The following is a 21,774-nucleotide window of genomic DNA, read 5'->3' as shown; positions in this document are numbered from 1 at the left end:
AAATTCATAAATGAGTGATAATTCCAAACAGGGATTATTTAATATTAATTAAGGAGTCACTTGTTAAGTCTTTAAGTGTATTAGCACCACATAACGTCATTGCAACGCGCATTTCTTGTTCGTAAAGATCTATTAGATTTTCGACACCAGATTGTCCTTTTGCTGCTAATGCGTAAATAAATGAACGACCTAGCATTGTGCAATCTGCGCCCAAGGCTAACATTCTTACCACATCTAAACCTGAACGAATCCCAGAATCAACCACAATCTTTATGTCACCTTTTACTGCATCGGCAATGCTTGGTAATGCTTTTGTCGATGATAAAACGCCATCTAATTGGCGACCACCGTGATTGGAAACAATAATACCATCAGCACCAAACTTTACTGCATCCTTGGCATCACTAGGATCTAGAATCCCTTTAATAAGCATTGGGCCGTCCCAAAATTCTCGGATCCATTCTAAATCTTTCCAAGAAATGGATGGGTCAAAATTATTACTTAACCAGCCAATATAATCTTCTAACTTTGTTACCTCACCACGATAAGTAGAAATATTACCTAAATCATGAGGTTTTCCAAACAAACCAACATCAAATGCCCATTGTGGATGACACATGGCTTGAAAAACACGGCGTATGGCTGCATTTTTGCCACTCATACCTGAATGCACATCTCTATAACGAGCACCAGGCACTGGCATATCTACGGTAAATATCAACGTCTTAACCCCAGCCGCTTTAGCTCGCTCTAATGCATTTTTCATAAAGCCACGGTCTTTAAGCACATAAAGTTGAAACCACATAGGCCGTTCAATTTGGGGAGCTACTTCCTCGATAGGACATACAGAAACCGTCGATAAGGTGAATGGGATGCCTTTTTTATCTGCGGCTTTAGCCGCTTGAACTTCACCACGACGCGCGTACATACCTGTTAAGCCAACAGGCGCCAGAATGATTGGTAAATCTAATTTCTCATTAAATAATTCAGTACTTAAGTCAAGTTCCGACATGTCGTTCAACACTCGTTGTTTTAGCGCAATATTAGCTAAATCTGCGGTGTTTTTACGAAGTGTGTGTTCATTGTAAGCACCACCATCTATGTAATGGAATAAAAATGGCGGAAGTTTAGCTTTTGCCGCTTTACGGTAATCTAATGGAGATGAAATGATCACAGAGTTAATCCTTTTGAATAATAGTGAATGCTCCTAGGTCAATTTATGCTTATAGAATTAAACCTAAAATAATTGTGACAATGAGTATACTTTCTTATTTTTAGTGAATAAATATCAACAATGAAAAACACTGTTTCCTAGAAAAACCTTATATACTGTAAAAATATTCAATAAGGCAAATCGATAGTATCGATTTATAAGATCCATTTCGTTGAGTTTCGCTTCACTCAAACCAATTTACGATACACACCTTTACGTAAACAAACTGCGCTGTTTATGAACACAAGCGCGAGGTAAATTCGAGCTTAAAAGCCACTTTTTTAATACCTAACCTGAGATCTGCTTAAGCGATAACTAATGCATTGCGCTCTACATCAGTTAAATTAAGGTGTGGTTTATTTTCTTTCAAGTAATAAGCCACCAATCCAGCGACTAAATTTAACATAAAGCCGTTCATACTCCGATGTCTCGAATGTTCAATGAAGGATATATTCTTGAGTTGGTCATTAATTGTTTCAATTATAAAGCGCTTTGAAAGCATCGCTCTATCCCATAGTGACATCGCTTTTGCCTTCATGTTTTTGCGAACCGTCGTAATGAGCTTTACCCCTTTATCGAGTAAATCGGCTTCTAAAGCTTTACTTAAATACCCTTTGTCACCATATAATTTATCCGTCAGACAGCTCGCTAATTCACGCACTGGCTGTGTATCATGCACATTACCTGTTGTCACTTTTGCAGCAACAATTTCACCGTGATGATTAACAATTAAATGCAACTTGAAGCCATAAAACCAACCCATTGTTCCTTTGCCTCGCTGGGCTATTCCATCAAAGGTTTTGTGCCTGGGTATACGAATGTTATGGCATACCTTAATACATGTAGAATCAATGAATTCAACACCTGTAGGCTTTCCTTTAAGCGAAGTGAAATAGGCGCACATCGGCACAAGTACCCTCGGCATAACGGCTAAAAATCGGGTATAACTGAGCAAGTTAGGAAATTCACTTTTGTACATAAGTGAAACATAACCAAGATAGTAATTTTTAAAATCACGGTGATGCGACATATGGAAACTGATGACAATAGTCATAATTTCACTGGTCGTCATACGTCCTGCTCGCTGACGTTTTTGGGTACCATCTTCGAGTAATTGTTGTTCCCATTGAGGTATAAATACTTTGCAAAAATCATCGACATCGCAAAACAATTCAACTAATTTAATCATGCCTGTTCCTTGTCTATCCAATCGTTCTTGGTCGAAAGATCGGATCTCGGAACAGGCATTTAGTTCAATTTCTTAAACGAGATTCAGGTTACCTAGCGTTTATTATAACAAACACAAAAAAAGCGCCTTTCGGCGCTTTTTAAATAAGTAGGTTAAATTACTTTTTATTCAACAGCTTGCTGAAGTTGTGGTAAGTTTAAATCTGCTTGCGCTTTTAATGCAGCAATAAAAACCATGTAGTTTTTGTTTACTTCACCCATGGTAATATTTTGCTTTTGTTGTGGATCTAGTTCACCTTCAAGCTTGGCATTAGTCACTGACTTAAGTGCAACAATAGCTGCGTCACCATTTTGCAGGGTTACTTTATCAACCACTGGCACGTCACTTGGATGAGCCATTTTAAAAGCATGCTGAACAATAGCTGGCGATACTGAGTAAGCTTCACGTGTAAGCGTAGCTTCTTGACGAACCGTCAGATTTTGCTCTGTAGCCACATCATTTAAGCTTTTCCCTGATTGGATTTGTGCAAATAACGTGGTGGCTTTTTCTTTTGTTAGCTCTGAAGCTTTTTGTGCAATTAAGGTCGCTTTAATTTGCTCGCTCACGGTAGCAAGCTCTTTAGTCGCGGCTGGCTTATATTCGTTAATGCGCACAACGACAACATGCTCGTCACCTATTTCTAGAACTTCTGAATTAAGACCATCTTCAAGTACATCTGGTGAGAAGATAGCCGAAGTCACTATTGGGTTACTCAATGGCTCAGGGAGTTCATTACGATTAACAAGCGCCGTGCTTTTCACTTCAACGCCTGCACCAATGGCAGCATCGTCTAGACTATCAGCTACTTCAAAAGCAAGTTCGCTCATTTCAGTTTGCTTGTCATAGAAAGCGTTAATTTTTTCAGTACGCTCAAGCTCAGCCCGAAGGTCAGCTTTTACCTCATCGTACGGTTTTACTTGCTCGCTTTGTAAGTCAGTTAACTTAATAATGTGATAACCAAACTCAGATTCAACCACGTCAGAGAAGTCACCTTTATTTGCAAGCGCAAAAGCGGCATCTTCAAATGCCGGGTCCATCATATCACGCTCAATCCAATCTAAGTCGCCACCCATTTCAGCGCTAACAATATCATCTGATGATGACTCAGCAAGCTCAGCAAAATCTGCGCCTTGTTGTAGTTGTGCTAGTAAATCGTCCGCTTTGGCTTTAGCCGCATCGTCGTCTTCACTGTTATCAACTAGGATATGCGCTACACGGCGCTTTTCAGATTCGACATACTGGGCATTATTTTGTTGATAATATGCTTTTACGTCATCTTCAGAGACGTTTGAATCAATTTCTAGGTTTGCAGCCTCAAGTTCAATATAGTTCACTGATATTTGCTCAGGAGCTAGAAACTGTGACGTGTTTAACTCGTAGTAATCAGCAATTTCTTGCTCAGTTACGTCAACTTCTGACTGCAATGATTCTTTACTTAAGACTAAATAATCAATTGCACGAGTTTGCTGCTGTAATGCAACGGTGTTCGCTACTTCATTTTCAAGCACAAAATCTGAACCAGCTACAGCCGATACCAATTGGCTGCGGGTCATTTCTTCGCGAAGATACTCACGAAATGCACTCGGCTGGAAATTCATTTGACGAATAACCTGTAAGTAACGATCGTTATTAAACTGGCCACCAATTTGAAAGTACGGTAATTCAAAAATAGCTTGCTTAACACTCTCGTCACTAACACGTAAGCCAAGCTCTTCTGCTAGTTGTGTTTGTAACTCTTGCTCGACTAAACGGTTAATCACGCCTTGACGAATTTGCGCCATGTAATTAGGATCGGCCGTAATTTGTGCAAAATATTCACCGAATTGTTGTTCTAATCGGCTACGTTCGTTTTGATATGCACGACTGAATTCGGTTTGGCTAATTTTAACTCCATTTACTTCAGCAACGGGCTGCTCTGTGGTTTGACCTAAATAACCACCGATCCCTGCTAAGGCAAAAGATAAAATCACCGCAGCCAAAATAATCTTTGCTATCGGTCCTTGCGAACCATCTCTGATTTTCTCAAGCATTTACTTATCTCTATTCTGTTCAAGGCAGAAATTACCTTGCCCATGTAAAAAAAGCGTATCTTACCAGATACGCTTTTTCACTTGAAGCAATTGGCAATATAAAACCCGCCAAGCTAACTTACTGTAAAGCAGTCTTAGCTATTACATGCATCTTTTAGCGCTTTACCCGCTTTAAAAGCTGGAATAGTAGCTGCTGCAATTTGAATTGTTTCGCCAGTTTGTGGGTTACGGCCTGAACGTGCTGCACGTTCACGTACTGAGAAAGTACCGAAACCAACAAGCGCTACTGGGTCGCCATCTTTTAGGGAACCTGATACAGACTCGATGAATGAATCTAGCGCTCGACCTGCAGCTGCTTTAGAAATATCAGCATCTGCTGCGATTTGATCGATTAATTGAGATTTATTCACAATATCATCCTCTTTCATTGTTATTATCAAGAGCGATTGTTTTTTAAATTAACATCACTGTTTTGAAAATTTAAGAGCAAACTAATTATGCTCAGACTATTTTATATTTCTTAAACCTAGGCCACATAAGGCCTAGGCTTGAAAACCAGTGCTTAACTTATCATACCAAACGGATTTGAAAAGCCCTTAAAAGCACTTTTTTCGGTTTTTTTACTGCTTTTTCTCTGTTTCGACTGAAAAACTCTCAACAGGGTGTACTAAAGCTAGTTTTAATACATCATCAATCCAAGTAACTGGGTGAATATCAAGGCCTTCCAGTACGTTTTCTGGGATCTCTTTTAAATCACGCTCGTTAATTTTTGGAATGATTACCGTTTTAATACCACCACGATGCGCAGCAAGTAACTTCTCTTTTAGACCACCAATAGGCAGTACTTCACCACGTAGTGTTATTTCACCCGTCATAGCCACATCAGCGCGTACAGGGTTACCCGTTAGACTCGACACTAAACCAGTTACCATAGCTGCACCCGCACTTGGGCCATCTTTAGGGGTTGCGCCTTCAGGTACGTGCACATGAATGTCACGCTTTTCATAAAAGTCACTGTTGATCCGAAATGCTTCAGCACGATTACGCACAACTGTCATAGCTGCTTGAATCGACTCCTGCATAACGTCCCCTAGTGAGCCGGTGTAACTTAGTTTACCTTTACCTGGCACAGCAGCTGATTCAATAGTCAGTAAGTCGCCACCCACTTCAGTCCATGCAAGTCCGGTTACTTGACCAATACGATTACCATCTTCTGCTTTACCATAGTCAAAACGTTGCACACCTAAAAACTCTTCAAGGTTATCTGCGTTGATGGTGACTGTTTTAGTGGCTTTATTAAGTAAGATATTTTTAACCGCTTTGCGACATAACTTAGATGCTTCACGCTCTAGATTACGCACCCCTGCTTCGCGAGTGTAATAACGAATAATGCCGATAATTGCACTATCCTCAATTACTACTTCTTTAACTTTCAAGCCGTTGCGTTTAATTTGCTTTGGAATCAAATGTTCTTTAGCAATGTTCAGCTTTTCATCTTCGGTATAGCCCGACAAACGAATAACTTCCATACGGTCTAGTAATGGCCCTGGGATATTAAAGCTGTTTGATGTCGCAACAAACATCACATCTGATAAATCATAATCAACTTCAAGATAATGATCAGCAAAACGATTATTTTGCTCAGGATCGAGCACCTCTAATAATGCAGATGCTGGATCGCCACGCATGTCTGCTGACATTTTATCAATTTCATCTAATAAGAATAATGGGTTTTTGACACCCACTTTAGTCATATTTTGAATTAGCTTACCTGGCATTGAACCAATATATGTACGACGATGGCCACGAATTTCAGCTTCATCACGTACGCCGCCAAGTGCCATACGTACATATTTACGCCCGGTTGAACGTGCAATTGATTGCCCCAACGAGGTTTTACCTACACCCGGAGGCCCAACCAAACATAAAATAGGACCTTTAAGTTTATTGGTACGTTGTTGTACCGCTAGATACTCAATAATACGTTCTTTTACTTTACCTAGACCGTGATGGTCACTATCTAGAATTTTTTGCGCGCCAGCTAAATCTTTTTTCACTTTAGAGCGCTTTTTCCACGGTACATTAATTAATGTATCAATGTACGAACGTACTACGGTGGCCTCTGCTGACATTGGCGACATCATTTTTAACTTTGCCAGCTCAGCATTAGCTTTTTCTGTCGCGTCATTTGACATGCCTGATTCTTCGATACGCTTTTTCAGTGCTTCAAATTCATCTGGTACATCATCAAGCTCACCGAGTTCTTTTTGGATAGCTTTCATTTGCTCGTTAAGATAATACTCGCGCTGGGATTTTTCCATCTGTTTCTTAACGCGGCTACGAATTTTTTTCTCAACTTGTAGTAAATCGATTTCACCTTCCATCAATGCCATTAAATACTCTAGACGTTCTGTTACATCCTGAATTTCGAGTACTTTTTGCTTCTCTGGCACTTTTAATGGCATATGTGCGGCCATGGTATCAGCAAGACGCGCAGCTTCATCAATGCCCGACACTGAGGTCAGCACTTCTGGCGGAATTTTTTTATTGAGTTTTACATAGCCTTCGAATTGACTAACAGCGCTGCGAATGAAGATATCTTGCTCTTTTTCGTCAATATCACCCGATTCAATAAACTGGGCATTGGCGACAAAGAATTCGTCATTATCAACAAAGCTTTCAAGCTTTGCACGCTGTGTACCTTCGACTAGTACTTTTACTGTGCCGTCAGGTAATTTAAGTAATTGAAGTACGGTTGCGATAGTACCAACACGATAAATATCATCTTGCTCAGGTTCGTCCACGGTTGCGTCTTTTTGCGCCACGAGGAAAATTTGTTTGTCTTTATCCATTGCCGCTTCAAGGCATTTTATTGATTTTTCGCGGCCAACAAAAAGCGGTATTACCATGTGTGGATAAACCACAACATCACGCAGTGCTAGCACCGGGATTTCAACTCGGTCTGTTCTCTCAAGCGTCATTATATTTTCTCTTCGCACTTCATTTATTTTAAAGATTACTAAAGTATATGGGGATAACCTAACTAAAGTTCAACAATTTAGGCTGACACGATTAAATAAATTATAAAAAAAGGAGCCTAAGGCTCCTTTTCGTTTACTTATCAATCAAACTTATTCTGATGCAGCTTTGTCTTGCTTGCTGTTATCATAAATCAGAATAGGATCTGACTCGCCTTTAATAACGGTCTCATCAATAACTACTTTGCTTACATTATCCATTGATGGCAGCTCGTACATGATTTCAAGCAATACACCTTCAACAATAGATCGTAAACCACGAGCTCCTGCTTTACGCTCCATTGCTTTGTGCGCAATCGCGCTTAAGGCATCTTCGCGGAACTCAAGCTCAACTTCTTCCATATCAAACAATGCAGAGAACTGCTTAGTGATGGCGTTTTTAGGCTCACTTAAAATTTGAATAAGTGCAGATTCATCAAGCTCCGTTAACGTTGCAACTACGGGAAGACGGCCAATAAACTCTGGAATAAGACCATACTTGACTAAATCTTCTGGCTCAACACTTTTAAATGTATCACTCAACGAACGTGAACCTGACGATTCTTTAACGCTTGCGCCAAAACCTATGCCAGTATTTTTATGGCTGCGTTGTTCAATGACTTTATCTAGCCCAGAAAATGCACCGCCACAAATAAACAGTATTTTAGACGTATCTACTTGTAAAAACTCTTGTTGCGGATGTTTTCGGCCACCTTGCGGTGGAACCGATGCAACAGTACCTTCAATCAGTTTAAGGAGTGCTTGTTGCACACCCTCACCTGATACGTCACGGGTAATCGATGGGTTATCTGATTTACGTGAAATTTTGTCAATTTCATCAATGTAAACAATACCACGCTGGGCTTTTTCTACATCGTAGTCGCATTTTTGTAATAGCTTTTGTATGATATTTTCAACATCTTCCCCTACATAACCAGCTTCAGTTAAGGTGGTGGCATCGGCCATAGTAAAAGGTACATCAAGTAAACGCGCCATGGTTTCTGCAAGTAATGTTTTACCGCTACCAGTGGGGCCGATCAGCAAGATATTACTTTTACCTAATTCTATGTCTGGGTTTTTCTCTTGATTGCGTAGACGTTTGTAGTGATTGTAAACTGCAACCGACAATACTTTTTTAGCGTGTTCCTGACCAATAACGTAATCATCAAGATGATTACGAATTTCTTTTGGTACCGGCAATTTATCATAAGCATTGTGTTTAGGCGCAATGTCTTTGATTTCTTCCCTGATAATATCGTTACACAACTCAACACATTCATCACAAACGTACACTGAAGGACCGGCAATTAATTTACGGACTTCGTGCTGGCTTTTGCCACAAAAAGAGCAGTACAACAACTTATTACTTTTGTCGGAGTCTGTAGGAGTGTCAGACATTCAGCTACCTCATCTCTATACGTTGGCTGCCAAACTATTTAGCAGCTGTTTCAATACTATTACTATACCAAAATTTATTGCTTTTGGCACAGTGATAACCCAAGCACGCATCTGCAATAACTCGGGTTAAACATAACAATAGCTTAATTACTTACCGCGATTGGTAAATACTGAGTCTACAATACCGTAGTCAACCGCTTGGCTGGCACTCATAAAGTTATCACGGTCAGTATCACGCGATACCACATCTAATGGTTGACCTGTATGGTCAGCCATTAAACGGTTTAACTTGTCTTTAATAGACAAGATTTCTTTAGCATGTATTTCAAAATCAGATGCTTGGCCTTGGAAACCACCTAATGGTTGGTGGATCATCACACGCGAATTAGGTAAACAGTAACGCTTACCTTTAGCACCAGCTGATAATAAAAATGCCCCCATGCTAGCCGCTTGGCCAACACAAATTGTGCTTACATCAGGTTTAATAAAATTCATGGTATCGTAAATAGCCATACCCGCAGTTACAGAGCCACCCGGTGAATTGACATATAAAAAGATATCTTTATCTGGGTTTTCTGATTCTAAAAATAGCATTTGCGCTAAAATCAGATTTGCCATGTTGTCTTCAACTTGGCCGGTTAAGAAAATAATCCGTTCTTTTAATAGTCTCGAGTAAATATCATACGAGCGCTCGCCTTTTGCTGATTGTTCAACAACCATAGGGACTAATGCATTTAGAGGATCTGTAATACCAGTATTCATACTTATTTAATTCCTTATGCGCTTATCCTTGTAACCAGGAAGCATAGTTATACCAATTGCATTGAGTTAGAGAACGATTAAGCTCACTAAAATGATCATGTTTTTCATATAATTGGTATTATAATTTGGGTGAAAATCGAATGCCATAAACTAAAATGGCTCGAGCACACTGCATAATACAGAGTAACACGAGCCATTTAATCGTTAGCGAGGACTTAAGTCAATGACTTATTAAGCACCTTGCTGTGGATTCATGATGTCATCAAATGCTTTTTCAACGTCAGTCACGGTTGCTTCAGCTAAAATAGCTTCAACAGCTTGCTCTTCCATTGCTACATTACGCATTTGCTGCATTAGTTGATCATTTGCTTTGTAGTATTCTACTACTTCAGTTGGATCTTCATATGCAGAAGCTACATTTGCAATTAATGCTTCAACTTTTTCATCATCAACTTTAATGTCGTTCGCTTTAATAACTTCACCTAATAAAAGGCCAGTTTTAACACGTGTTACAGCTTGTTCGTGGAACAATTCTGCTGGAAGCTCAGGCATGTTTTTAGCGTCGCCGCCAAAACGTTGTGCAGCTTGTTCTCGAAGCGCTTCGATTTCTTGATCGATAAGTCCTTTTGGAACTTCAACGTCGTTGTTTTCAAGTAAGCCTTTAACCGCTTGATCTTTAACATTAGCTTTAACCGCTTGATCAAGCTCACGAGACATGTTTTTCTTCACTTCTTCTTTAAGTGCGTCAACGCCACCTTCGGTAACACCGAATTTAGTTGCGAACTCTTCAGATAGCTCAGGTAACTCTTGCGTTTCAACTTTCTTCACAGTGATTACGAATTTTACAGCTTTACCTTTAAGGTTTTCAGCATGGTAATCATCAGGGAAGTTTACGTCTGCAACCACTTCTTCACCGGCTTTTTTGCCAACGATATTATCTTCAAAACCTGGGATCATACGACCTTGACCAAGCTCTAGAGGGAAATCTTCAGCTTGACCGCCTTCGAACTCTTCACCATCGATAGTACCGATGAAATCAACAGTTGCGCGGTCATTTTCGCCCGCTGCTGCATCTACTTCAGTCCATGATGCATGTTGCTTACGAAGCGTTTCAAGCATATTTGCTAGGTCTTCGTCAGTTACAGCTACAGCTGGTTTTTCTACAGTAACTTTATCTAAACCTTGAACTTCAACTTCAGGGTAAACTTCGAATGTCGCTGAGAACTCTAAATCTTTACCTGCTTCAAGAGACTTAGGTGCAAATGATGGTGCGCCAGCAGGGTTAATTTTTTCAGCAACAATTGCATCAATATAGTTGCGTTGCATTAATTCACCAGCAACTTCTTGACGAACTGCGCCACCGTAACGTTTGTTAATTACTGATGTTGGTACTTTACCAGGACGGAAACCATCAATACGCTGGGTTTTAGACAGTTGTTGTAAGCGTTTTTTTACTTCGGTCTCAACGTTCTCTGCAGGAACGGTGATGGTCAGACGGCGCTCAAGGCCTTGAGTCGTCTCAACAGAAACTTGCATGATTTACCTCAATCTTCAATTTTGGCGACTGTTCGCCTTCCTTACACACAAGGTGATCTCGATGAGCTTGCAAGTGTTAAGTCATAGTTGATGACTTAACAACCTGTTTAATACCATGAGATACCATTGCTGCTCTGCCCTACGGGCACTATATTAAACAATAGACGCGGCATTATAACCTAATATTTATGATAGTCGAGTCTAGGGGGCAATTATTTGGCTAGATCACGCATTATACAAGATAAATGGTTAAGAAGTAAGCGTTTTGATTAGCAAGTTAGCACAAAGAGAATTCTTTAGTGATTAAAATAAGAAAGTTTACTTTGATTTATTATTATACATTTTAAAAAGGTGCTCGCCGATGCAGGATTTGAACCTGAGACTGCATGGGATATACCCAAACCAAATGACACAAAATTGGAGTTTTAAAAGTGGTCGGCGATGCAGGATTTGAACCTGCGACCCCTTGGACCCAAACCAAGTGCGCTACCAAACTGCGCTAATCGCCGATATTGAAGTGCTAAACTTCTTTTTTCATATTAAATACTCAAACTGGGAGTTTAAGACCACTTCAAAAGAGAAAGTGGTCGGCGATGCAGGATTTGAACCTGCGACCCCTTGGACCCAAACCAAGTGCGCTACCAAACTGCGCTAATCGCCGATATTTTTTGTAAATTGGGGTGACTGATGGGGCTCGAACCCACGACAACCGGAATCACAATCCGGGGCTCTACCAACTGAGCTACAATCACCACGGCATTACATTGTTTTCAAAATGGTGCACCCAGAAGGATTCGAACCTTCGACCGACGCCTTAGAAGGGCGTTGCTCTATCCAGCTGAGCTATGGGCGCATCGAAAACTTCATAGCGAACCAATAAGCTACTTTAATTAAAAAGTGGTCGGCGATGCAGGATTTGAACCTGCGACCCCTTGGACCCAAACCAAGTGCGCTACCAAACTGCGCTAATCGCCGATGCTTATTATTGCTAGCGAGTGACCTCGTTAACAACGGGGTGCATAATAGTGATTTGGCTGGGTCAGGTCAAACCTTTTTTTAAGAAAATAAATCAATCGGTCATTTTTAGTTCATAATGGTTAAATAATGAGAATGTAAGCTAAAATTCAAACTCTTTTTTAGAAATCCACACTTTATATAAGATTGCATCTTGGCGCTATGCTGCTTTTCTGCGAAAATAGTAATGTATATTAAAAACGAGAAGTAAAGACCATGTTCTTTGTTAGCATTATTACCCCAATTTCTATATGCATTCGTTTTTTAAAGTATCGTTAACTAACCCCAACTAAAGGTCACCCATGACGGCAAACATCATCGATGGTAAGGCAATAGCTAAGCAAGTACGCAGTACGGTTGCACAAAAAGTATCACAGCGCGTAGCTCAAGGATTAAGAGCACCAGGCCTTGCCGTAGTTCTAGTAGGACAAGATCCCGCAAGCCAAGTCTATGTAGGCTCAAAACGAAAAGCGTGTGAAGAAGTCGGCTTTATATCTAAATCATTTGATTTACCAAACACAGCAACCGAAGAACAGCTACTAACTTTAATTGATGAACTAAACCAAGACCAAGAAGTCGACGGTATTTTAGTACAGTTACCCTTGCCTAAACGGCTTGACGCTGAAAAAATTCTTGAGCGCATTACCCCGCATAAAGATGTCGATGGCTTTCACCCATATAACATTGGCCGCTTAGCACAACGTATGCCAGCACTTCGCCCTTGTACACCCAAAGGTATAATTACCTTACTTGATTCTACAGGTGTACGTTATAAAGGCATGCATGCGGTTGTAGTCGGTGCATCAAACATTGTTGGTCGCCCGATGTCACTCGAGCTATTACTCGCCGGCTGCACAACAACCGTATGTCATAAATTTACTCAAGATTTAGAAACCCATGTACGCCGCGCTGATTTATTGGTTGTTGCCGTTGGTAAACCTAAATTTATCCCCGGCGATTGGGTTAAAGAAGGCGCTATTGTTATTGATGTGGGTATTAACCGCCTCGATACAGGAAAATTAGTGGGTGACGTTGAATATAGTGTGGCAGAGCAAAAAGCGCACTTTATTACCCCCGTCCCTGGTGGTGTCGGCCCAATGACAGTGGCAAGCTTAATTGAAAACACCTTAGAAGCATGTGAAAAATACCACAGTTAATTTTTGAGGTTTTACTTTCAGTTTTTACTAAAAGCCAGCTTAAACGCTGGCCTTTTTTGTTGCGACTCTTTGTTTAATCAATTTTAGCCCTTGTGGTAACACAGAAAAGAAAATCATTAATACCATTACAGTATATTGCCACCTGTCGTAGTGCTCATTAAGTAAGACTACAGCGCAAATAATCCCCGCGATAGGGTTAGCAATGGTCCCAAAGGTAAACTCAACCACAGTCATACGCCCAAGTAACCAAACATAAAGTGTATAAGCAATAGCAGTATTAGGGACGACTAACCAAAATAATACAAACCACTGAATGGGTGTGAATGCCATTTTTAATACTTGATATGCTTGTGGCTCTATATAATAGGCTTGAATTAGGGCGCCAAATGTTAATAGTGCGCCACCAATCATCAACTGCCAAGTTAATACTGTCCACCAATGAATATGCACAGTCACTTTTTGTACCAATGAACTCCCAATAACAATCGTCAATAATGCTCCGATCAGCGCAGCTATTCCTAATAAGTTTAGCGTTACATGTTGTGGATCAAATAACCGCCAAGCCAATACTATTAAAATCAGCGCACAAAAAAATTGCACAAGCGCTGGTTTCTGCCCTTTAAATAACCATGCATAAAGTAATGCAACCACTGGCACTGACACCATACCTACACCGGCAATTGCGGCTGGTAAATTAATCGCCATAACAAAAATAAAACTAAAAAACAGGGCTATATTCACCATTGCCAGCAGTATTAATCCACGCCATTGTTTTGCGCGTGGCAATGAAGGTTTAACCAGCAATAATACAATACCTGCCGGCAGTGCGCGTATTGCGCCAAGTAATATTGGCGGCCAGTCAGGCGCAGCATATTTTGTCACAGCGTACGTTGTACCCCATAAAAAAGCAGGGATCATTGCAAGTAAAATATTCATTTCGCTCCTTTTAAACTGTTATGAGGCAGAAGGATAAAACCTAAAGTAAGGGTTAGGTCAATATAAAAAATAAAAAAGGCTGCCACGTCGGCAACCTTTTTAAAAATATGAAACTTTGCTCTAAAAGCTATTTATTATGCTTTACGCCATGTGGTTTTACCTGCAGAGTCTTCCAAAATCACACCTAAGGCATTAAGTGCATCACGGGCCTCATCAGCGGCCCCCCAGTCTTTACCAGCACGAGCCTCGTTACGCTTTACGATTAAGGCTTCAATTTCTGCGACTTCATTATCAGTCTGCCCACCTTGTAAAAAAGTGTCAGGTACTTGCTGCGCCACACCTAATACTTCACCAATACTACGTAAAATATACGCTAACTGACCTGCTTGAACGGCATTAATTTCTTTAACACGGTTTAACTCTTTTGCCAGTTCAAACAATACAGGCAGTGCCTCAGGTGTATTAAAGTCATCGTTCATAGCTTTTCTGAACTTAGCCACATATTCATTGCCTTCAAGCTCACACGCTATAGGCTCAACACCACGAAGCGCAGTATAGATACGTTCAAGTGAAGAACGTGCTTGGTCTAAATTCTCTTGTGAGTAATTTAGCTGGCTACGGTAATGGCCGGAAATTAAAAAGTATCGCACTGATTCAGCATCATAAGCTTTAAGCACTTCACGTACGGTAAAAAAATTATCTAATGACTTCGACATCTTTTCTTTGTTTACTTGTACCATACCGGTGTGGATCCACGTATTTACGTAGTTACCACTATTTGCGCAGCATGACTGGGCAATTTCATTTTCATGGTGTGGAAACTGTAAATCTGAGCCGCCGCCATGAATATCAAAATGCTCACCTAAGTGCTTTGAACTCATCGCTGAACATTCAATATGCCAACCCGGGCGTCCTTCTCCCCATGGCGATGGCCACGATGGCTCACCCGTTTTGGCTTTTTTCCATAGCACAAAATCAAGTGGATCTTCTTTATCTTGAGCCACCTCAACGCGAGAGCCTGATTGCAACATAGTTAAATCTTGCTGCGAAAGTGCACCATATTGCTTAAAGGTTGAGACATCAAACAATACATCGCCATCTGCGGCAACATAAGCATGGCCTTTTGCAACTAACCGCTCAACCATCGCTATAATTTCTGGCATATGGTTAGTCACTGTTGGCTCAATATCTGGACGCAACATATTTAAATTATCAAAGTCCTCATGCATCGCTTTAGTCATACGAAGCGTCAACTCATTGATCGTTTCGCCATTTTCACTAGCGCGTTGGATAATTTTATCGTCGACATCAGTGATATTACGCACATAGTTTAGGTCATAACCGATATGGCGAAGGTAGCGAACGATAACATCAAACCCCACAAACGTACGGGCATGGCCAATATGACAATAATCATAAATGGTGATACCACACACATACATGCCGATTTTGCCATCGACCATAGGTTTAAACTGTTCTTTTTGTCGTGTAAGTGTGTTGTAAATGTGTACCATTTATTAAATATCCTTGACTGTTTTCGTGGATCACTATGTTACCACTTGCAAAGCCCCTGCTCTAGCGCTTTGTCAAACTAGTTTTAATCAATATCCGCTTTGTTAATCTTAGCCAACTACTATAAAATAGCGCCATTATTAAACCAGAAAATAGGAAACCTCATGGTTGTTCTACACACAAACTTTGGTGACATCACCATCAAAATGCACGACAGCGAAGTACCAAACACAGTTAAAAACTTTTTACAGTATGCAAATGCAGGTTTTTATGACGGTACTATATTTCACCGTGTAATTGACGGTTTTATGGTCCAAGGCGGTGGTTTTGAATCAGGTATGGAACAGAAAGAAGTTCATGACCCTATACAAAACGAAGCAAACAACGCCCTTGCTAATAAAGTAGGCACGCTTGCTATGGCCCGTACTCCGGATCCTCATTCAGCAACAGCGCAGTTTTTCATTAACGTGAACGACAATGACTTTTTAAACTTCACCAGCGAAACATCACAAGGTTGGGGTTACTGTGTATTTGCTGAAGTCGTTGAAGGCATGGACGTTGTAAATAAAATTAAGGGTGTTGCAACTGGTAGCGCTGGTTTTCACCAAGACGTACCTCTTGACGATGTAAAAATCGAAAAAGTAACTGTAAGCTAAGTTAGTTTTATATTTAAAGGCGGGTAAATTTATCCGCTTTTTAATTTTAGTGTTAACCACGAGTCATCATGCGCCAAACATACTTTATTGCCGATTTACATTTAAGCGAAAACCGCCCAGATATTAGCGCGGCCTTTTATGCATTTTTAAACACTAAAATAATCAACCAACCAGTTGATGCGCTTTATATTCTGGGTGACTTTTTTGAAGTATGGGTAGGCGATGACTTTATCACCGAGTTATCAGCAAGCGTAGCGAAACACTTAAAAGCAGTGAGTGATAGTGGTATTCCCGTTTATTTCATCCATGGTAATCGCGACTTTATAATACGTGATAAATACGCATCGCAAGCCGGTATGACATTACTACCTGAGCAATATGTAATTGATTTATACGGCACACCTACGGTCATTTTACATGGCGACGAAATGTGTACTCAAGATATTGAATATCAACAATTTCGTAAAAAGAGTCGAGGTTGGTGGTGGCCTAAACTTATGCTTGCATTACCGCTTTGGTATCGTCGTAGTTTAGCCCGTAAAATACGCGAAAAAAGTAAAATGAATCAAGCCAGTAAAGCACTAGATATTTTAGATGTGACTGAACAAGCTGTACTTAATATGTTCAAAGCCCATAAAGTCACCAATATGATCCATGGGCACACTCACCGCCCTAATGTGCATAAATATCAAGTAGCAGATAAAACACTCACCCGTACCGTACTTGGTGATTGGTACGAACAAGGCTCATATTTAGTCGTTGATGAAAACGGCCAAACGCTTAATAACACACCTCTTGCATCAAAAATGAACACGAAGTAATAACGACGGTTATTCAGCGCTTGGTACACCCGAATGAAACTTAAAATCAGTATCTGGCGTTGCAATCAATTCGGCTTCAATATTACCAAAAAACTGCACGCGCTCAGTGATATCAAAACCACTAATCTCTTGTGCCAAAGCTAAGTAATCTTGGTAATGACGTGCTTCTGAACGCAGCAGTGAAATATAAAAATCACCTAGCCGTTTATCTAAATACGGTGCAAGCTTTGCAAAGCGTTCGCACGAGCGAGCTTCGATGTAAGCGCCCACTATGAGCTTATCAACTAATGCATCTGGCTCAAAGGTTTTCACGTGGCGTAACATGCCTTTAGCGTAACGACACGGAGTAATACTTTGATACTCAACACCGTACTCATCCATAATTTCGAGCACTTGATAAAAATGATGTAGTTCTTCTTTAATTAACATCACCATTTTATCAATTAGCTCTTGCCCATATGGCGAGTTTGATTTTGGAATGATTGACTTGGTAAGTTTATTTTTAGCTGCTAGGTCGCGCCAATTGCCTTCGCGTTTATAAATAAGCGTTTCAAACGGTTTAAGCCACTCAAGTAACGCATCACTACTTTCTTTATCAACCGCATATTTGCGAATTAAAAACATCGCCGATTGGGCTGCTTTAAGCTCACAAATCAGGTGATCAATCAGTAGTACTTTTAAATTTTCTTTTTTAATGGCTTCGTCAATCCACGCATCAGGAGTTGAGCAATTTAAAAAAGTGTTGATTGGTTTTAAAAGGTGGTTATAAGGCACTGGGATAACTCATGCTAAATAATTTTTGGTATATCGTATATTTTACCACGAAATAAGCCCATTAAAGCTACAAAGTGTATGAAATTTGATATTTAACTACTTGCTGGCGCCTTGACAAGCAAAAAATACTAAACCATAACTTAGTAAGCTGTATAAAAATAAATCATTAAAACAGTTAATACAACCTTTTATGGGGCACTAATTATGATACTAAATCACCTATGGGGCATTTATGCCCATCCGCTCGAAGAGTGGCAAACGATTGATAACCGCCACGAAAGCCTAGCGTATAGCTTATCGCACATAATGCTTATTGCACTATTTCCTTGTGTAATGGGGTATTATTCATCAGTCTATTTAGGCTGGAGCATTGGTACAGGTAACCCGGTATTTTTAACCCATGAAAGCGCCCTCTTCATTGCAGCCGCAATGTATATTGCACTTATTGCAGGGGTGTTTGCGCTGGCTTACTTAGCGCATTGGATGGCTGTTACGTTTGGTGCAGAGCCTACTTTTACACAAACGTTGGAGTTAGCCGCTTATACTTCGACCCCAGTGTTTATGTCAGCGTTAGCAGCATTTTGGCCTGAGCTTTGGCTTTTAGTGTGTGCGGGTATAGTGGCACTCGCTTACTCTGTGTATTTGCTTTATACAGGTGTGCCTATCTTAATGCATATTCCACAAGAACGAGGATTTATTTACTCAAGCTCTGTGGTTACTTGTGGACTGATTTTATTGGTGATCATTTTAGCTGTCACAGCAATGCTTTGGACCAATGGCATTGTCAGCCCAATGTTTACTTAATTAATAAATTAGTTTAAATATAGGCATCGAGTAGGGTGAGGCTTATGCCTCATCCCTCTCACAGAACCGTACGTACGGACCTCGTATACGGCTCCTGTACCCTTCACATTTTATCAACTTATTTCCTAAACGCCGATAAAGCAAGCCATCCCGTATTCACTTTTTCTATTGGATATAAACCAAGCTCCTCAAACCATTGGTTTGGCATCGATACACAAGATAAAGGGCTTAGTGAGTTACGCCACGAGTTCATCTTAATGAACTTAAACGGTGGCTTTTTTCCTAACTGCTTTAGTCGTCGATGTAGCCTTGATGGCTTCTTCCACAACCTCAGCTGTATTGCCCTTAGTCTTCGTCTGATCCAACCTGCCAAGGCTTTTAGCTCTCGTTTACAATTGGCTATACTAAAATAATTTACAAAACCGCGCACAACTGGATTTAGCCGTTTTATTACTTCTGCTAAATTTATGCCGCCGTTACGTTTTGTTAATTGCTTCACTTTTTGTTTAAACCCGATGAGTTTTGATGCTTGTATCCGTGTCCACTGGCTACCTATCTCTACTCCCAAAAACTTCACTCCTTTGCTGCTATGAGCAATATGGGTTTTATTTTGGTTCACGGTTAATTTCAAGTCTCGCTCTAGTATCTGGGTGGATGCCTTAAGTGCTTCTTGCGCTGCTTTTTCTGTGCTGCACAAAATCAAGATATCATCTGCATACCTCACTATTCGGTGATTACGCTTTTTCATTTCTTGATCGAAAGCATCTAGGTAGATATTGGCCAATAACGGGCTAATTACGCCACCTTGTGGGCTTCCTATCGTACTAGCCTCCCAGTGTTCACCTATCATTACTCCGCTTTTTAAGAACTGATTAATCAGTTTTAAAATACTACCGTCCGTCACTTTGCGTCTAACACTCCTAATTATCAAAGCATGATCAAGCAGGTCAAAACACTTCGACAAATCCATGTCTACGACCCAGTCGCGATGGTATTTACGGATAAATACACTTGCTTTACTGATAGCGTCATGACAGCTTCGTTTCGGCCTATACCCATAACTCGATGGGTGAAAGTCGATGTCGAATATCGGTTGGAGTATGTTCAATAGTGTTTGTTGCACTATTCGGTCTCGAACTGCGGGGATACCTAGCATTCTGACACCGCCATCATCTTTGGGTATTTCCACCCGTTTGACAGGTTGTGCCCTATATTGCTTGGTTTGCAGCTCAAGTTGCAGTTGTTTTAAGTTTGCTTCTAAATTCAGGGCGAATGCGCCTACGGTCTGCCTATCTATTCCGGCCGCTCCTTTAGCTGCTTTCACTTTTTTGAATCCCTTGTACAGGTTATTAATGTCTAATAATTGTCCGTACAAGCTGTAGTAAACTGTCATTTTCTGCCTTTGCTTGCGGTATGTCTGCTCGTGTCACTCTACTTATCGCTGATTCTTCATGATGACATTAGGTGTGCTAGCCTTTTTTGGCAATCTGCCTAAGTGGTCAGTCATTACTCCATTGCTCGCCCTTCAATTCTCAGCGTCTACATTCCTGTTTGGCCGCTTGAATTCAAGTATTAAGTGCAATCATTATGCAGCCACCAGAACTTCTGATTGCCCCGTAAATAATTCATGAGGGGTTTTATACCCTCTTGTTTTTCTTGGCCGATGGTTGAGCTTATCAACTGCCGCCTGTATCTCTGCTTCACTTAGCGCCATAAAGTCAGTTCCCTTGGGGAAGAAGCGTCTAAGTAAGCCGTTGGTATTCTCATTTATGCCCCGCTCCCATGATGAATAGGGATGAGCGAAATACACATCAGCTTCTAATTTTTGTGCAACATGCTCATGGTGAGCAAACTCTTTTCCATTATCTAACGTCACGGTAATAACCTTACCTTTATATGGTGTCATACACGTGATCAGCGCATCGGCTGTTATTTTCGCATGCTTGCTTTCAATTCTGTGAACGACTGTATATAACGTTTTACGTTCAACCATTGTGACAAGCGCATTTTTACGCCCTTTACCTATCACTGTATCGCCCTCCCAATCACCAATCCTAGACTTTGAATCCACAATACTTGGGCGTTCATCAATGCTGACTCGATTAACTATCTGTCCACGTTTATCATAGCTTCCATAGCGTTTTTTATACTTTTTACATGCACGAGTGAGTGTCTTATGTAGCTTGCCACCACGAGCCTTGTCTCTGTAAATATATTGATAAATTGTTTCATGATGTAAAACGACCTGTTTCTCTAAAGCTAAGCGGCCTGCCACTTGCTCAGGGGAAAGTCCGTCATGCAACAATTTATTAATCCAGTGAGTGACGTCCTCTGTTAACTTACTTGCTTTGAAAGATGACTTACGTCTTTGTTCAGCAAAGTTATTGGCTTGGTTAGGCCGATAGCCTTTAAGTCCTTTATTGCGTTTTAGCTCTCTAGAAATAGATGACGGTGAACGAGTTAGTTCTTCAGCTATCTGCTTTTGGTTATTTCCTGCTTTTATTAACGCGTAAATCTGGTATCTTTCTTCTTGTGTCAGCTGTTTATATTTCATTAAAGCAATTTCCTTTGGCGAGAAAATGGCCGAATTATAACAGCTGGCCATCTAATCTGAGAAATTGCACTTATTATCCGAATTTAGGCCGTCATATTTTGGCTATTTCCGTCGAAATACTTGTGAGCCGATAAACAAAAGTTCCCGTCTTTCATACGCTTAAAGAATACTTCCCCCCTTCGCAATCAATTAAAGCTTTTGGCTAAAGTTGACCCCATCAAACATAATGTTGATGGTCGGCTTGGTTTTCCCCTCCACACCATTACTGGCTTTCATCGGCCTAGCCTTACTCACTACTACGGGTTCATCTGCCACCTCACACCGACACTAAATCTTGGCTTTCACCTTGAATTTAGGCCACT

General features: G+C 40.6%; 17 protein-coding genes and 5 tRNA genes. 4 read left to right on the top strand and 18 right to left on the bottom strand.

Annotation, left to right across the window (positions count from 1 at the left end; all coding sequences use genetic code 11):
- Positions 1-34 precede the first annotated feature (34 nt).
- The 13 genes from lldD to ACT3S9_RS04985 all read right to left on the bottom strand — a co-directional run bounded on the left by lldD (position 35) and on the right by ACT3S9_RS04985 (position 12,159).
- Positions 35-1,174, bottom strand: a complete 1,140-nt coding sequence (lldD, locus tag ACT3S9_RS05045; RefSeq protein ID WP_441835809.1) for an FMN-dependent L-lactate dehydrogenase LldD — start codon at positions 1,172-1,174, stop codon at positions 35-37.
- 343 nt (positions 1,175-1,517) lie between these two features.
- Complete coding sequence (locus ACT3S9_RS05040) at positions 1,518-2,402, bottom strand: IS982 family transposase (RefSeq protein WP_444750799.1); 885 nt, start codon at positions 2,400-2,402, stop codon at positions 1,518-1,520.
- Positions 2,403-2,566: 164 nt separating this feature from the next.
- Complete coding sequence (ppiD, locus tag ACT3S9_RS05035; protein ID WP_441835658.1) at positions 2,567-4,471, bottom strand: peptidylprolyl isomerase; 1,905 nt, start codon at positions 4,469-4,471, stop codon at positions 2,567-2,569.
- 134 nt (positions 4,472-4,605) lie between these two features.
- A complete protein-coding gene (locus ACT3S9_RS05030; RefSeq protein WP_441835660.1) occupies positions 4,606-4,908 on the bottom strand; it encodes an HU family DNA-binding protein in 303 nt (100 codons plus the stop codon).
- Positions 4,909-5,091: 183 nt separating this feature from the next.
- Entirely contained in the window at positions 5,092-7,452 is a 2,361-nt protein-coding gene (gene lon / locus ACT3S9_RS05025; protein ID WP_441835657.1) for an endopeptidase La, read from the bottom strand.
- Positions 7,453-7,602: 150 nt separating this feature from the next.
- Complete coding sequence (gene clpX / locus ACT3S9_RS05020) at positions 7,603-8,886, bottom strand: ATP-dependent protease ATP-binding subunit ClpX (RefSeq protein ID WP_441835656.1); 1,284 nt, start codon at positions 8,884-8,886, stop codon at positions 7,603-7,605.
- 147 nt (positions 8,887-9,033) lie between these two features.
- Positions 9,034-9,648: an ATP-dependent Clp endopeptidase proteolytic subunit ClpP gene (gene clpP / locus ACT3S9_RS05015; RefSeq protein ID WP_441835655.1), complete on the bottom strand. Its 615-nt coding sequence runs from the start codon at positions 9,646-9,648 to the stop codon at positions 9,034-9,036.
- Positions 9,649-9,879: 231 nt separating this feature from the next.
- Positions 9,880-11,184: a trigger factor gene (gene tig, locus ACT3S9_RS05010; RefSeq protein ID WP_441992939.1), complete on the bottom strand. Its 1,305-nt coding sequence runs from the start codon at positions 11,182-11,184 to the stop codon at positions 9,880-9,882.
- 432 nt (positions 11,185-11,616) lie between these two features.
- Positions 11,617-11,693: transfer RNA gene (locus tag ACT3S9_RS05005), tRNA-Pro, on the bottom strand.
- A gap of 75 nt (positions 11,694-11,768) precedes the next feature.
- Positions 11,769-11,845 (bottom strand) — tRNA-Pro (locus tag ACT3S9_RS05000).
- 15 nt (positions 11,846-11,860) lie between these two features.
- Positions 11,861-11,936 (bottom strand) — tRNA-His (locus tag ACT3S9_RS04995).
- Between the two features lie 24 nt (positions 11,937-11,960).
- Positions 11,961-12,037: transfer RNA gene (locus ACT3S9_RS04990), tRNA-Arg, on the bottom strand.
- Between the two features lie 45 nt (positions 12,038-12,082).
- Positions 12,083-12,159: transfer RNA gene (locus tag ACT3S9_RS04985), tRNA-Pro, on the bottom strand.
- Between the two features lie 341 nt (positions 12,160-12,500).
- Between ACT3S9_RS04985 and folD the strand changes: the two genes are divergently transcribed.
- Positions 12,501-13,355 carry a bifunctional methylenetetrahydrofolate dehydrogenase/methenyltetrahydrofolate cyclohydrolase FolD gene (gene folD, locus ACT3S9_RS04980; protein ID WP_441835653.1) on the top strand — a complete coding sequence of 285 codons (855 nt, stop codon included), beginning with the start codon at positions 12,501-12,503 and terminating at the stop codon, positions 13,353-13,355.
- A 39-nt stretch (positions 13,356-13,394) separates the two neighbouring features.
- Here the strand turns inward: folD and ACT3S9_RS04975 are convergent, their stop codons facing one another.
- The gene (locus ACT3S9_RS04975) at positions 13,395-14,291 is read right to left on the bottom strand and encodes a DMT family transporter (protein WP_441835652.1); all 897 of its coding nucleotides are present in this window, start codon (positions 14,289-14,291) and stop codon (positions 13,395-13,397) included.
- A gap of 134 nt (positions 14,292-14,425) precedes the next feature.
- Entirely contained in the window at positions 14,426-15,805 is a 1,380-nt protein-coding gene (cysS, locus tag ACT3S9_RS04970; protein ID WP_441835651.1) for a cysteine--tRNA ligase, read from the bottom strand.
- 162 nt (positions 15,806-15,967) lie between these two features.
- On the opposite strand from cysS, the gene ACT3S9_RS04965 reads away from it, so the two are divergent.
- Both ACT3S9_RS04965 and ACT3S9_RS04960 read left to right on the top strand, forming a co-directional pair.
- Positions 15,968-16,459 carry a peptidylprolyl isomerase gene (locus ACT3S9_RS04965; protein WP_441835650.1) on the top strand — a complete coding sequence of 164 codons (492 nt, stop codon included), beginning with the start codon at positions 15,968-15,970 and terminating at the stop codon, positions 16,457-16,459.
- Positions 16,460-16,524: 65 nt separating this feature from the next.
- Complete coding sequence (locus tag ACT3S9_RS04960) at positions 16,525-17,280, top strand: UDP-2,3-diacylglucosamine diphosphatase (protein ID WP_441835659.1); 756 nt, start codon at positions 16,525-16,527, stop codon at positions 17,278-17,280.
- A 9-nt stretch (positions 17,281-17,289) separates the two neighbouring features.
- Here the strand turns inward: ACT3S9_RS04960 and miaE are convergent, their stop codons facing one another.
- The gene (gene miaE, locus ACT3S9_RS04955) at positions 17,290-18,054 is read right to left on the bottom strand and encodes a tRNA isopentenyl-2-thiomethyl-A-37 hydroxylase MiaE (protein ID WP_441835649.1); all 765 of its coding nucleotides are present in this window, start codon (positions 18,052-18,054) and stop codon (positions 17,290-17,292) included.
- 204 nt (positions 18,055-18,258) lie between these two features.
- Between miaE and ACT3S9_RS04950 the strand changes: the two genes are divergently transcribed.
- Positions 18,259-18,858 carry a Yip1 family protein gene (locus ACT3S9_RS04950; protein WP_441835648.1) on the top strand — a complete coding sequence of 200 codons (600 nt, stop codon included), beginning with the start codon at positions 18,259-18,261 and terminating at the stop codon, positions 18,856-18,858.
- A 118-nt stretch (positions 18,859-18,976) separates the two neighbouring features.
- Here the strand turns inward: ACT3S9_RS04950 and ltrA are convergent, their stop codons facing one another.
- Both ltrA and ACT3S9_RS04940 read right to left on the bottom strand, forming a co-directional pair.
- Positions 18,977-20,251: a group II intron reverse transcriptase/maturase gene (gene ltrA / locus ACT3S9_RS04945; RefSeq protein ID WP_086960535.1), complete on the bottom strand. Its 1,275-nt coding sequence runs from the start codon at positions 20,249-20,251 to the stop codon at positions 18,977-18,979.
- A 192-nt stretch (positions 20,252-20,443) separates the two neighbouring features.
- Positions 20,444-21,412, bottom strand: coding sequence for an IS30 family transposase (locus tag ACT3S9_RS04940; protein WP_086959932.1), 969 nt, complete (start codon positions 21,410-21,412; stop codon positions 20,444-20,446).
- Between the last annotated feature and the right edge of the window lie 362 nt (positions 21,413-21,774).

The organism is Pseudoalteromonas sp. AOP31-A2-14 (genome assembly GCF_052378035.1).
GTDB lineage: Bacteria > Pseudomonadota > Gammaproteobacteria > Enterobacterales > Alteromonadaceae > Pseudoalteromonas.
The sequence above is the reverse complement of the archived record's forward strand: the minus strand, read 5'-3'. Positions and strand labels throughout refer to the sequence as shown.

Excerpts from the sequence above, each read along its gene's own strand:
- ppiD (WP_441835658.1), bottom strand. The coding sequence starts at position 4,471 with ATGCTTGAGAAAATCAGAGATGGTTCGCAAGGACCGATAGCAAAGATT.
- ACT3S9_RS04940 (WP_086959932.1), bottom strand. The coding sequence starts at position 21,412 with ATGAAATATAAACAGCTGACACAAGAAGAAAGATACCAGATTTACGCG.
- ACT3S9_RS04975 (WP_441835652.1), bottom strand. The coding sequence starts at position 14,291 with ATGAATATTTTACTTGCAATGATCCCTGCTTTTTTATGGGGTACAACG.
- folD (WP_441835653.1), top strand. The coding sequence starts at position 12,501 with ATGACGGCAAACATCATCGATGGTAAGGCAATAGCTAAGCAAGTACGC.
- ACT3S9_RS05040 (WP_444750799.1), bottom strand. The coding sequence starts at position 2,402 with ATGATTAAATTAGTTGAATTGTTTTGCGATGTCGATGATTTTTGCAAA.
- tig (WP_441992939.1), bottom strand. The coding sequence starts at position 11,184 with ATGCAAGTTTCTGTTGAGACGACTCAAGGCCTTGAGCGCCGTCTGACC.
- clpX (WP_441835656.1), bottom strand. The coding sequence starts at position 8,886 with ATGTCTGACACTCCTACAGACTCCGACAAAAGTAATAAGTTGTTGTAC.
- ltrA (WP_086960535.1), bottom strand. The coding sequence starts at position 20,251 with ATGACAGTTTACTACAGCTTGTACGGACAATTATTAGACATTAATAAC.
- lon (WP_441835657.1), bottom strand. The coding sequence starts at position 7,452 with ATGACGCTTGAGAGAACAGACCGAGTTGAAATCCCGGTGCTAGCACTG.
- cysS (WP_441835651.1), bottom strand. The coding sequence starts at position 15,805 with ATGGTACACATTTACAACACACTTACACGACAAAAAGAACAGTTTAAA.
- ACT3S9_RS04950 (WP_441835648.1), top strand. The coding sequence starts at position 18,259 with ATGATACTAAATCACCTATGGGGCATTTATGCCCATCCGCTCGAAGAG.
- clpP (WP_441835655.1), bottom strand. The coding sequence starts at position 9,648 with ATGAATACTGGTATTACAGATCCTCTAAATGCATTAGTCCCTATGGTT.
- ACT3S9_RS04965 (WP_441835650.1), top strand. The coding sequence starts at position 15,968 with ATGGTTGTTCTACACACAAACTTTGGTGACATCACCATCAAAATGCAC.